The 12,378-nt window shown below is 53.5% G+C and carries 13 protein-coding genes and 1 riboswitch; of the genes, 7 read left to right on the top strand and 6 right to left on the bottom strand.

Features of this window, described 5'->3' with window-relative positions; genetic code table 11:
• The first annotated feature begins 433 nt into the window (after nt 1–433).
• Nucleotides 434–1,189: a glycerophosphodiester phosphodiesterase family protein gene (locus TALK_RS03035; protein ID WP_085615653.1), complete on the top strand. Its 756-nt coding sequence runs from the start codon at nt 434–436 to the stop codon at nt 1,187–1,189.
• A gap of 2 nt (nt 1,190–1,191) precedes the next feature.
• Here the strand turns inward: TALK_RS03035 and TALK_RS22335 are convergent, their stop codons facing one another.
• Nucleotides 1,192–1,326 carry a hypothetical protein gene (locus tag TALK_RS22335; RefSeq protein ID WP_281251273.1) on the bottom strand — a complete coding sequence of 45 codons (135 nt, stop codon included), beginning with the start codon at nt 1,324–1,326 and terminating at the stop codon, nt 1,192–1,194.
• Between TALK_RS22335 and TALK_RS03030 the strand changes: the two genes are divergently transcribed.
• A complete protein-coding gene (locus TALK_RS03030; RefSeq protein ID WP_085615769.1) occupies nt 1,319–2,731 on the top strand; it encodes an MATE family efflux transporter in 1,413 nt (470 codons plus the stop codon). The two genes, TALK_RS22335 and TALK_RS03030, sit on opposite strands and share 8 nt — an antisense overlap.
• Before the next feature lie 100 nt (nt 2,732–2,831).
• Here the strand turns inward: TALK_RS03030 and TALK_RS03025 are convergent, their stop codons facing one another.
• Nucleotides 2,832–4,094 carry a hypothetical protein gene (locus tag TALK_RS03025; protein WP_085615651.1) on the bottom strand — a complete coding sequence of 421 codons (1,263 nt, stop codon included), beginning with the start codon at nt 4,092–4,094 and terminating at the stop codon, nt 2,832–2,834.
• Between the two features lie 135 nt (nt 4,095–4,229).
• On the bottom strand, nt 4,230–5,189 hold the full coding sequence (locus TALK_RS03020; RefSeq protein ID WP_085615649.1) for a helix-turn-helix transcriptional regulator: 960 nt from the start codon (nt 5,187–5,189) through the stop codon (nt 4,230–4,232).
• A gap of 230 nt (nt 5,190–5,419) precedes the next feature.
• Between TALK_RS03020 and TALK_RS03015 the strand changes: the two genes are divergently transcribed.
• The 3 genes from TALK_RS03015 to TALK_RS03005 are packed head-to-tail and all read left to right on the top strand — an operon-like array spanning nt 5,420 to nt 7,190.
• Nucleotides 5,420–5,896, top strand: a complete 477-nt coding sequence (locus tag TALK_RS03015) for a low molecular weight protein-tyrosine-phosphatase (RefSeq protein ID WP_085615647.1) — start codon at nt 5,420–5,422, stop codon at nt 5,894–5,896.
• Nucleotides 5,851–6,675 carry a fructosamine kinase family protein gene (locus tag TALK_RS03010; protein WP_085615645.1) on the top strand — a complete coding sequence of 275 codons (825 nt, stop codon included), beginning with the start codon at nt 5,851–5,853 and terminating at the stop codon, nt 6,673–6,675. The genes TALK_RS03015 and TALK_RS03010 overlap by 46 nt, the downstream gene beginning before the upstream one ends.
• 41 nt (nt 6,676–6,716) lie before the next feature.
• On the top strand, nt 6,717–7,190 hold the full coding sequence (locus TALK_RS03005; protein WP_169714918.1) for a c-type cytochrome: 474 nt from the start codon (nt 6,717–6,719) through the stop codon (nt 7,188–7,190).
• Between the two features lie 78 nt (nt 7,191–7,268).
• On the opposite strand, the gene folE is transcribed toward TALK_RS03005, so the two are convergent.
• The 3 genes from folE to metZ all read right to left on the bottom strand — a co-directional run bounded on the left by folE (nt 7,269) and on the right by metZ (nt 9,731).
• Nucleotides 7,269–7,859, bottom strand: coding sequence for a GTP cyclohydrolase I FolE (folE, locus tag TALK_RS03000; RefSeq protein ID WP_085615641.1), 591 nt, complete (start codon nt 7,857–7,859; stop codon nt 7,269–7,271).
• A gap of 59 nt (nt 7,860–7,918) precedes the next feature.
• The gene (apaG, locus tag TALK_RS02995; protein WP_085615639.1) at nt 7,919–8,311 is read right to left on the bottom strand and encodes a Co2+/Mg2+ efflux protein ApaG; all 393 of its coding nucleotides are present in this window, start codon (nt 8,309–8,311) and stop codon (nt 7,919–7,921) included.
• Between the two features lie 217 nt (nt 8,312–8,528).
• Nucleotides 8,529–9,731, bottom strand: a complete 1,203-nt coding sequence (metZ, locus tag TALK_RS02990; protein WP_085615637.1) for an O-succinylhomoserine sulfhydrylase — start codon at nt 9,729–9,731, stop codon at nt 8,529–8,531.
• Between the two features lie 80 nt (nt 9,732–9,811).
• Nucleotides 9,812–9,883: riboswitch (SAM riboswitch) on the bottom strand.
• 215 nt (nt 9,884–10,098) lie between these two features.
• On the opposite strand from metZ, the gene TALK_RS02985 reads away from it, so the two are divergent.
• Together TALK_RS02985 and TALK_RS02980 are read left to right on the top strand one after the other, a co-directional pair.
• Nucleotides 10,099–10,893 (top strand): TVP38/TMEM64 family protein, encoded by a 795-nt coding sequence (locus tag TALK_RS02985; protein ID WP_085615635.1) that lies wholly within the window; start codon nt 10,099–10,101, stop codon nt 10,891–10,893.
• Nucleotides 10,886–12,313: a dihydrolipoyl dehydrogenase family protein gene (locus tag TALK_RS02980; RefSeq protein WP_085615633.1), complete on the top strand. Its 1,428-nt coding sequence runs from the start codon at nt 10,886–10,888 to the stop codon at nt 12,311–12,313. The genes TALK_RS02985 and TALK_RS02980 overlap by 8 nt, the downstream gene beginning before the upstream one ends.
• Nucleotides 12,314–12,378: the final 65 nt, after the last annotated feature.

Genomic DNA, 12,378 nt, shown 5'->3' with positions numbered 1-12,378 from the left:
CCGTCGGTGGAGGCGGGTTATAGGGCCCATAAACAAACCTGTAAACACCTTTTTTGAAGTTTTTTGGATATTTCTGAAGATAGTTATTTTCACCCCCGAAACAGTCCGCACAAACACTGGTCTTTCCGGGATTTGCCATCAACATGCCCCAACGCCAAGACAATCACCAAACCATGAAGCCCCCGCCGGAAACACCGTAAAACCGGCAGAAACAAACCGATAGCATCAAGAATCCGACATGGAGTCCAATAGCTTCGGCACGAATATGAAAAGAGTTGCGTTCAAATCGACACAAGATTTTCGCTTTTTTACAGAAAGCATCCGGCGTATGAGATTTCAGACTGATTTATTCAGGGAAAAACCGGTTTCGTCTGAAACCCAAAACCCCCGATGCCACCCCGCATTCACCATCGCCATATAAAAGGTCTGAACCGTGATCGAGATTCCCCATATTGTCGCCCATCGCGGCGCCTCCATAGAAGCACCGGAAAACACCATTGCAGCCTTTCGGGTTGCCGGCGCACGTCAGGCCAAATGGATCGAATGCGATGTGACGCTAAGCGCCGACAACAAATGCATCCTTATTCATGATGATACCCTCGACCGTACCACCAACGGCACAGGCCCTGCTTACAAGCAGCCACTAGATACTCTGCGCGATCTGGATGCCGGGGCGTGGTTCTCGGACATATATAAGGGTGAACGCATCCCGACCCTGAGCGATACGCTGGAAACCCTGTTCTTTATGGATATGGGGGTAAATCTGGAAATCAAGCCGTCAGGCTGTGATCCAATCCGTTTGTGTCAGGAAGTCGCCGCCGAATTGGCACATGCGAAAGCGGTTCCGATCCTGCTTTCAAGCTTCGATGATATTGCCGTTGCCGAGATCAGACGGCTTTTGCCCGATATGCCGTGCGGCTGGTTGCTGGAAACTCTGCCGGACGACTGGCGCGACGGTTATGCCAAGCTCGGCGCAAGCGCACTTCATATTGACCACAAGGCGCTTGATCGCGAAAAGGCCGGTGAAATCGTTGCGGCGAATGTGCCGCTCGTCTGTTATACCGTCAATGATCCGGACCGCGCCCGGGAACTGTTTGACTGGGGCGTGACATCGGTGATTACCGACGACCCCGCCAGATTGATCGCGGCAATCCCGCGCCACCCCAATCCGCAGGGTCATGCCAGATAAAGTCACAAGGCAAACAATCCCCGCCGCAGCACCACCACCAGCCACAGCCCCATAAGAATACAGCCGCCACTGCCATCACTGCCACCAATGCCGCTACCGCGCAAAAATGATAATGAGGAAACGAAACCGATGGCCATTGCCCCACAAGGTGCGCCGCCTGGCACACCACCAGATGTATCGCCGGTGCCGCTTTATCCCCATAACCGCGTTCGACGACATCTAAGCGAGCTATTTCGTTTGTCGGTTCCGGTCGTGATTGCCCGACTTGGCATATTGATCATGGCCGTTGTCGACACGATCATTGTCGGCAATTACGACAGTGCGAGTCTTGCCTATCTTAATATTGCGCATGCCCCGTTTACGTCACTGATGGTGACTGGTATCGGGCTTTTGACCGGGGTGATGATTTTGACATCGCATTCGGTGGGGCGGGATAATCTTCGCGAGGCCGGACAGATATGGCGGGCCTGCTTTCCCTATGCGCTGCTGATCGGTGTCGTATTCATGATCCTGACCTGGCAATCGAACTGGCTATTTATCGTCAGCGGTCTGTCTGACGACATTACATTTCATTCCACCCGACTGGCGATGATCCTGTCGATCGGGATGCCAGCGGCGATGATCTATATTACCTGTGCGTTTTTCCTTGAAGGGCTGCAACGTCCCTTGCCGGGCATGATCATGATGATCAGCGCCAATGTGATCAATCTGGCGCTTGACTACACGCTGGTTTACGGCGCGTTCGGTTTCCCCGAACTTGGCGCCGAAGGCGCGGCATGGACATCAACCGTCATACGGTGGTTCATGGCGCTTTGCATGCTGACCTATCTTCTATGTATGCGGGGACATGCCGATTATGGGATTCGCGATGGCTTTTCCAATTGGTGGCGCCATTCACGTAATGCGCGACATATGGGTTATGCCGCCGGGGCAAGTCAGGGCATGGAAACCGGTGCCTTTACCGCCATGCAGCTGTTTGCCGGGCGGCTTGGAGTCATTGCTGCGGCCAGTTACGGCATCACCATGACCATGCTGGCATTGATGTTCATGGTGGCCCTTGGCCTGGCATCTGCAACATCGGTACGGGTTGGCATTGCCTATGGCCGGCGGGATCGGGCCGATATGGCGCTGGCGGGGTGGATCGGACTTTTGACGACCATGGCCGTCATGCTGGTCCTTAGCCTGCCGATTTATTTCTTTCCGGGACAGGTTGCACAATTATTTAGTCAGGACACGACCGTCATTGCAATGACAGCCGGGCTTCTGATCCTGATGCCGATCATTTTCCCGACCGATGGCGGACAAAATGCCGCGATCAGTGCCCTGCGCGGGGCGGGGGATAAATGGGTCCCGACGATCCTGCATCTGGTGTCCTATCTGTGCATCATGATCCCGGCCGGTTATTACCTGACCTTTGTGCGTGGCATGGGTGTTGCCGGACTGTTCTGGGGTATTGTGATAGCAAGCCTTGTCGCGGTCAGCGGCCTTGCCATCCGGTTCCGGATTGTTTCAAACCGCCCGATCGCGGCCTATCAGCAGTAGATAGCCCACGCCAGCGCCAAACACATAAAAGGTCCGCCGAAATATACCGGCGGACCTTTTTTAATAGACACCGTTTATAGCAGATATCGTGACGCGGGCCTTATGAGCGCACAGCATCAAGTTTCAGACGCGGCATCAAAAGATCACAAAATGGCAGGACCAGACTATCAAACGCCGATGCGGCCCGTGCCGCATCAATACGAATAATATGCTGCTCAATATCACGCTGGGTAGCAAGTTCACCAAGGGCACCCAGTTCCGGCAGGGCATCGACCAATGCAGCGTAAAAATCAACCTGATCATTGCGCGCGGTTCCAGCGGCAAGATTGCCCAGATGGTTATAAAGCGCCATCGCCAGGAACCAGCGACAATAGGGCATCAATCCTTGCAAGATTTCGGCGCGCTGTTGCGGTTGGGTATATTGCTGCAGATCGGGATCAAGCCAGACCGCATTCTGAACACCGGCAACAAAAGCATTGCGTAGTGCCGGATTGGCATCGTTGAAAAAGACGGTTGCAAGCCAAGCGGATAAATCATCAAGTGCGGCCCGACGCGTTTCCGGCGTTGCCTTTTTACTGAAATCAAGGGCTGGCATCGGTGGCAATGCCGACATGGCAAGCGTCGCCACGGCCGGATCAATCAGCGCATTGGCCAACCACGCCTGATGCCATATCTGCATCGGTCGGAAATAGGGTTCCTTTTCCGCACCACCGGCCTCGATCCAGCTCTCAAGCAAATGCGCCCGCCCCAGCGATATGCCAATACGCAAGGCATCCTCGAACCCCATGCCGCCACGCAGCAACGGATCGCCCAGCATATCTTCAAGCATCGGCAATGCCACCATGACATGATCAGCGCGAAGACCCGCCCCGATGGGCTGATAAAAACCCGCCGCATCCCTGTGCCCTGTTACGGCGCGAGCATGACGGCCAAATGCCCCCCAAAAGATCAGCCGCACGGGTTCCGAACGTTTCCGCCAAAGCGGGCGGGTCATGTGCCATGTTTCAGTTTCGACCTCCGCCAAGGCAAGGGACGCTGCCAATCGCGCCAATGGTTTGGCAATTACCACATTTAAATCATCGGCAGTGCCGACATGGCCGACCGAAAGTCGCCAGCCCGGTTGTTCATGTGGATGACGATCCAGCCACAAACAAGCAAAACCATTTGACCCGGCACGTTCGGCCGCTGGCGCCACCAGATCAAAGAACAGGGCAAGTGAAGCCGGAATGTCAGGGACATCATGATTGGCAAGGGCATCCCCAACCTGCCATGTCCGGATTATCACGTCATCCGCATCGGGATGATCGTGGAAAAACGGTGGCAAAAAGCCCGCATACTGGTTGCTTGCAGATATATCGGTCATGGGTGGCCTCGTGAAATGGTCTGGGGATCTAGCTTGAGAAATCAGGTCAGGCTGCCTGCTGATAACCAAGGATCCATGCCCGGTCAATCGCGACCATCATGCACCTAATCGACTGAAACGCCATACGAGCACTGGTTATGCGCGGGTCAAACCGGCATGCCCAAGGGTTGCTTCGCGGTAGACCGAGGGCGGCATACCAACCAAGCGCCGGAAATCGCGGCTGAAATGGGCATTATCGGTAAAACCACACCAAAAACCAATTTCCCCAACCGAAAGACTGGTGCCATTTAGCAAACGACAGGCTTCGCGGACACGCACCAAACGAAGCAAATCGGAAAATCGGCTGTTGGCCTGCTGCAATCGGCGCTGCAAGGTTCGGCCCGATGTTTCAAGCGCATTAGCCACATCATCAATGGTCCAACTGCGCCCAACATCATGTTCCAAAATCGCACAGAGTTTTTGCACCACCGGGCGAGTTGCGCCCATGGCCGGTGCGGTGCCCGGCATATTGGCCATAAAGGGATAGCCCGACGAAATCGCAGCATAACTTTGCCAACTGATGCGAAACCGCAAAGCCCGACCGGCAAATTCGAGCTTTTTGACAAGCTTACCATTGCGGATCACCGGAATGGCCGGACCGTGACTTGGCAAAATGACGCTGCTGACATTCTCTACGCCAACGGCCTCAAGCAAGCCAACCATGAACCCATGCAGCAAAAGGTTTTCGACCCGTGCAGGTGGTTGACCGCGAACCGTCCCGCGATGCAATGTCAGTGACTTGCCTGTAACCTGATAGTCGGTACGACCGCGTGCATGCGAATAACCTTCAAGTCGACGCCAGCGATCCGCGATCAGTTCGGGTGTTGCCCCCTGACGGAGCATCGTCAGAACCGGTTGCTGTTCCTTAAGCGCAAGATGACGGCCCAGCCGGACAAGCACCGATGATCCATTGGTTTCTTCAAGCGCAAGCATCGTGCTGCGCAGGCGCGAACTGTTGATCACCGTGCCCTCGGGCACAAGATCATAGCCTTTCGGTAACCAGGCCAGTTGCCGGATCAGCGCGATATGCAAACCAAACGAAACGAATTCCTGCATCAGCAATCACATTGTGAAACCATAATATGGCGCGATCATACAAACATATGACCCGGCTGTCAGCCTTGTCTGTAAAATGTCACGAAGCTGTTACATTGAGGATCAATCATTACCATGACGGCAATATCGTTACGATTAATCCCAAAGACCGGCACGCCATTGCACAAATCGGGACGAATGTGCCAGTCTGTCTTGAATGCTGTATAGCTCCCACAACTGGATACCATATCGTGATCAAGGTACTGTTTGTTTGCACTGGCAATATATGTCGTTCGCCCACCGCCGATGGCGTTTTCAGGGATATGGTCGACAAGGCCGGACTTTCTGCACATATCGACGTTGATAGCTGTGGCCTTTCTGCCTATCACGTCGGCGAACAAGCTGATCCGCGATCACGCGAAATGGCACGCAGCCGGGGATATGATCTTTCGATGATCCGGTCGCGCAAAATCAATCCGACCGACTATGGCAATTTTGACTATATCCTTGCCATGGATGACGGGCATCTGGCAGATATGCATCGCCAGTCCCCCGCAGAATTCCGCGACAAGATTGAATTGTTTCTGGATCATCATCCGGATCGCAAGGGTCAAAGCGTGCCGGATCCCTATTACGGCGGTGCCAATGGCTTTGCCAACGTGTTTGATATGATCGAGGAAGCATCAAACGTGCTTTTGACCTGTATCCGGGACAAGCACGGTATCTGAACCATGCCGTTGCCGATGTAACCAAGGTCGGATTAACGGACGGACGCAATCTTGTGCTCAAGCTGGGCGACAAGGGCGATCTTGCAATCGAAAGCCGGATGCTGAAATACCTGGCGAAACATTCCCCCGTTCCCAGCCCAAAAGTCTTGCATGGCGAACAAGACCTTCTAATCATGGAATTTATCGAAAATGACGGCCACAGTAACCGCGCAACCCAATGCGACCTGGCGGTATTGCTGGCGGGCCAGCATCAAATCACGCAGGATCAATTCGGTCTGTCATTTGGCACCCTAATCGGCGGCCTGCCCCAACCCAATCCCCCTGAAAAGGACTGGATTACATTTTTTCGCGACCACCGCCTGCTTTACATGGCCAATCTGGCGACCAAACGCGGGCAATTACCCGTTGATGTGATGCCCCGGATCGAAAAATTTGCGGCAAAGCTTGGCGATCTTTTGCCATCCGATACAAAACCATCCTTGCTGCATGGTGATCTGTGGGGTGGAAACATTCTGTATCACAAAGACCGAATTGCCGGATTGATCGATCCGGCAATCTATTATGGTGACCGGGAAATCGAATTGGCCTTTGGTACATTATTTGGTGATCTGACGCCGGATTTCTTTGAAAAATATTCCGCCATACTTCCAATTTATCCGGGATTTCACGAAGAACGCCGTGATATTTACAATCTTTATCCACTTTTGGTGCATGTCTGCCTTTTCGGAGGATCCTATGTTGGATCAGTGGGTCGCATTCTGACCCGCTTCGGGGTATGAGAACAAAACCCCGTTTCAAACCACAAAGAAGCAACAGGCCGATGAAAACCGGATTACTTATTGGCACTGCCATTCTTGCGACAATCGTCAACATCGCGGCATTTGCCCATCAGGGGGCAACGGGCGTCGTGATGAAACGCATGGATGGCATGGAAATCATCGGCAAGCAGGTGAAAATGATGGTTCCGATGCTTAAGGGTCAAACCGCATACGATCCGGCCAAGGTCGAACAGGCGGCAAAGAAAATCCGCAATCGTGCCGGATCAGCCTTTACCAAGCTGTTCCCTCATGGAAGCAACGACCACCCATCCGAAGCAGCACCGGAAATCTGGGACAAATGGAATTCGTTTTCCGAACTTGCCGACAAGTTGGCAACAACCGCGACCACATTAAAACAAGTTGCCGCCAAAGACATCGCATCGGGTAATAACAATGATGCCGATGCGTTTCAGGATGCGTTTCGCAATATGTTGCAAACCTGCAAATCCTGCCATCAGCAATTCCGAACCGATTAAGTTTTATCCCTGCATCGCGCATATGCAAAAGGCCGCCAATTCAAAGGCGGCCTTTAAGCTTTGGACGGACAGACGGGCCTAGCGGCCAATCATCGCAAAGAATTCCCGACGTGTGATCGGGTCATCGCGGAATGCGCCAAGCATCCGGCTGGTGACCATCGAAACGCCGGTCTTGTGAATACCACGCGTGCTCATGCACTGATGGTTGGCATCAATCACCACCGCAACCCCCAACGGATCAAGTTCTTCCTGAATGGTGTTGGCCACCTGTGCCGTCATCTTTTCCTGAATCTGCAGGCGCTTGGCATAGACTTCAACGACGCGCGCCAGCTTGGAAATACCCACCACACGACGACGCGGCAAATAGGCGACATGCGCGACACCGATGATCGGCACCATGTGATGTTCACAATAGGATTCAACCCGGATATCGCGCAGCACGACCATTTCGTCATAGCCATCGGTTTCTTCAAACGTCCGACGCAGAATTTCAGCCGGGTCTTGTTCGTAACCCGCGAAGAATTCGCCGTAAGAACGCACAACGCGATCAGGCGTGCCGCGCAACCCTTCACGGTCGGGATCGTCCCCTGCCCAGCGAAGCAAGGTGCGCACCGCGTCTTCTGCTTCTTCGCGCGAGGGGCGTTTATCAGTGCTATTTTGGCTGCACATATTATGTCCTCTTATTAACTCTGTCCTGTTGGGTCATGTGCTCCCGACCCTGAATTCTTTTAGTTCACAGTTCGTTGACTATGCGGACTGTCGAGCGAAAATGCCGGAATTTCAATATCAAACCGATTGCCGTCCATATCGGCCATTTCATAGGTGCCAACCATAAAACCGCTTGGCGTCGCCAAGGGCGCGCCGCTTGTGTAATTGAAACTTTCGCCGCCCGCCAGAACAGGCTGTTCACCAACCACACCCGATCCGCGAACTTCCTGCGTCGAACCGCGGGAATCAGTGATCCGCCAGTAACGATTTAAAAGCTGTACGGTCCGGGCGCCCTGATTTTCAATCACAACCCGATAAGCCCAGACATAGCGATGGCTATCCGGATCCGACTGTTCGTCAAGAAACATCGGCTGCACGGATACTTTGATGTCATGGGTCACGGATGAATACATACAAAACTCCAGGCCAATTTTATTCCATTCCTTATGCCACGGGCATCACGCAATTTTGGCACTACACATTTCTTATTTAGACAGTCCACACCCCGAGTGCCAGATGCCTGTCATCAAATTGCGATCCCGATCACAGTTAAGTCCCGAAAAAGCAAAAAGCGGTCCGCACAGAGTACGGACCGCCAGATCAAGGCGTCTTACCGCATCTACGATTTCTTTATACGCGCAACGCCGCGTACAGATCCTCTTTAAGATCATCAATATCTTCAAGACCAACCGACAGACGCAACATGCCCTCGGTTATGCCCATCGTGATTTTGTCTTCGGCCGGAACCCGCTGATGGGTCGTCGTCCAAGGATGGGTCACAAGGCTTTTTGCATCACCAAGATTGTTCGAAATATCAATAATCTGCAAATTATCCATCAACGAAAAAGCGGCTGCCTTGCCACCAGCCAATTCAACAGCGATCAATCCACCACCACGACCCGACATTTGTTTCATCGCCAATTCGTGCTGCGGATGGCTTTTAAGCCCCGGATAGATAACGCGCGATACCTGCGGCTGTTCCGAAAGAAACTGCGCCAGATCCATCGCATTGCAAATATGCTGATCAATACGCAAGCTCAGCGTTTCAAGCCCCTTAAGCAACACCCAGGCGTTAAACGGGCTCATACTTGGCCCGGTATGACGCAAGAACGTCGTCAGGTGATTGTCGTGCCATTCCTTGTCATTGAACAAGATCGCCCCGCCAAGACAACGCCCCTGACCATCAATATGCTTGGTCGCAGAATAAACAACAATATCCGCGCCCAATTCCATCGGCTTTTGCAGGATCGGGGTCGCAAAAACGTTATCGACAACAACCTTGGCACCGGCCTTATGCGCCAGATCGGCAACAAAGGCGATATCGATGACTTCAAGCGTCGGGTTCGACGGCGTTTCCATGAAAACCGCATCGGTCGGCTTGGACAATGCCTTTTCCCATGCCGCATGATCGGTGCCATCAACCAGCTCGGTTTCAACACCAAAACGCGGCAAAAGAGTCGTCAGAATAAATTCGCACGACCCGAAAAGCGCCCGCGATCCAACAACACGCCCGCCAGCCTTGGTGCACGCAATAAGCGCATTCCAAACAGCCGACATGCCCGATGCCGTCGCCCGGCAATAGGCCGCACCTTCCAGCATTGCCAGACGTTCTTCGAACATCCCGACAGTCGGATTGGCAAATCGGGAATAAACAAAACGTTCCGGGCCGGTACCATCAAAAGATGCTTCGGCCTCGGCGGCTGTGTCATAGACATAACCGGAATTCATAAAGATCGCTTCGGATGTTTCGTTAAATCCGCTGCGCGCCGTACCACCACGAACGGAACGGGTGGCCGCGCGCCATTTATCGGAAGCCTTTTTCTCGGTCGTCATCGTCTTGCTCCTATATGCCCGATCATATCGGTACTCGCCGGGCACAAAAAAACCCTGACCGGCACGATGGGTCAGGGCAAAAGCCACGATTCCCCTCTTTAGCGATTTTTTACGTGGCCGCAAGCCGGTCGACAAATCCCACGATAGGCAGAACGATACGACTTGGTTTCCCCAACGTCAAGCACCACAGCACCCGGCAATTTCATGGATCATTTTTGGGTTGTATGGCGCACGCTCTCTATTCCTTCACGCAATGGTGAAAGCAGTTCATAAGCCTTCGGCCTTTTTTCCCTCTAATGTTCGCACAAGAAATGCAATCATTTATGACCGGCATCCGAAAGGACCGCCGTTAAAGACAGTAGAATCAATGACCAAGACGCAACCAATGACCGCAGACCACCAACCACACGATCCAACCGGCACCACATCGGACAAACCCGCCAAGCCCCCGCTCTGGCGTAAATTGTTGCCGATTGTAATCCTGATTGCCGGATTGACACTGGCATGGTCGTCCGGAGTTCTGGATTATTTTTCATTCACCACACTGCGCGAGAATCGCGACGTCCTGCAGGGATATGTTGCAGATAACCCGACAATCAGCGTGCTTGCCTTTATGGCAATTTACGCAGTTGCGGTTGCATTATCGCTTCCGGTCGGATCGCTTTTGACGATGACCGGCGGGTTTCTGTTTGGTGTATGGCTTGGCACGGCCTATGCCGTAATTGCCGCAACACTCGGGGCAACGGCGGTATATCTGGCGGCGCGATATGCGTTTTATGATCTGATGCATGCCAAGGCGGGCAATGCGATCCGCAAAATGGAAACGGGCTTTGCCGAAAATGCGTTCAGCTATCTGATGGTGCTGCGGCTTATTCCCTTGTTTCCGTTCTGGCTGGTCAATCTGGTTCCAGCACTGCTGGGGGTTAAGTTCCGGTCATTTGTTCTGGGTACCGCGATTGGCATTATTCCGGGCACATTCGTTTTTGTGTCAATTGGTGATGGTCTTGGCGCCCTGTTTGATCAAGACAAAACACCCGATCTTGGCATCATTTTCGAGCCCCGTATCCTGACGCCGATCATCGGTCTTGCTGTGCTTGCAATGGTGCCTGTGCTCTATAAAAAGTTCCGCCAACGCGCCACCGGAGCATCCCACGATGAATGACATCCTTAAAACTGATATCTGTGTGATAGGGGCCGGTTCCGGCGGATTATCCGTGGCGGCCGGTGCCGTACAGATGGGTGCCGATGTTGTCTTGATTGAAAAGGGCAAGATGGGCGGGGACTGCCTTAATACCGGCTGTGTGCCGTCAAAGGCATTGCTTGCCGCGGGGCATGCCGCTGAAAATGCCCGTACCGCATCGCAATTTGGCGTCACCACCGGCCCGGTATCGGTGAATTTTGCCGGTGCCATGGATCATGTGCATTCCGTCATCGCAGGCATTGCCCCCCATGATTCGGTTGACCGGTTCGAAGAACTGGGCTGCACCGTCATTCAGGCAAAGGCCTGCTTTACCGGTCCGAACGAACTTATTGCCGGGGGCAAGCGTATTATCGCCAAACGTTTTGTCATTGCCACCGGGTCGCGTGCATCAGTCCCCCCGATTGACGGCATTGACAGCGTTGCATACTTCACCAACGAAACGATCTTTGAAAACCGGACCTGCCCGGATCATCTGATCGTTATCGGTGGCGGGCCAATCGGGCTTGAAATGGCACAGGCGCACCAACAACTTGGCGCCAAAGTCACCGTGATCGAAATGTCGACGATCCTGCCCAAGGACGATACCGATCTTGTCGCCGTAATCCGCAAAACCGTCGAAACCGAAGGCATCAGCCTTTACGAAAAGGCCAAAACCAAACGGGTCGAACCCCATGGCGACCAGATCAGGGTCATCATTGAACGTGATGGCACCGATATCACGATTGAAGGCAGCCACCTTTTGATCGCCACCGGACGCAAACCCAATGTTGAAAATCTGGGTTTGGATGATGCCGGTATCGATTACAGCCCGCGCGGGATCAAAGTCGATGCACGATTGCGTACCAGCAACCGCAAAATCTTTGCCATTGGCGATGTCACCGGCGGCCTGCAATTCACCCATATGGCCGGATATGATGCCGGTATCGTCATTCGCAATATCCTGTTCCGGCTCCCTGCCAAGGTCGATCACAGCGCCGTTCCCTGGGTAACATTCACCAGCCCCGAACTGGCACAGGTCGGCTTGAACGAAGCCGCTGCACGCGAAAAATTTGGCAATGCAATCCGGGTCGTGACCTGGGATTACGCCGAAAACGATCGCGCCCGGGCCGAGGCCAAAACCACCGGATTTATCAAAGTCATCACCACGCCGAGGGGCAAAATCCTTGGCACCGGGATCGTTGGGCATCAGGCGGGTGAACTGATCGGACTTTGGTCGCTGGCGATTTCCAGGAAAATGAAAATCGGCGCCGTTGCCGGAATGATTGCGCCCTATCCAACCCTTGGCGAGATATCCAAACGGGTTGCCGGAGCATGGTATACGCCCAGCCTGTTTAGCGAAAAGACCCGCAAGATTGTCCGTTTTCTTCTGAAATTCGGCTAAGCCATGACGACTAGAACCAGGCTCCTGAAACGCTGTACATTTTTCCTGGTCTCTGGCTAACATTG

Source organism: Thalassospira alkalitolerans, from assembly GCF_002115745.1.
Classification (GTDB): Bacteria; Pseudomonadota; Alphaproteobacteria; order Rhodospirillales; family Thalassospiraceae; genus Thalassospira; species Thalassospira alkalitolerans.
This window is presented reverse-complemented; position numbering and strand designations above follow the sequence as displayed.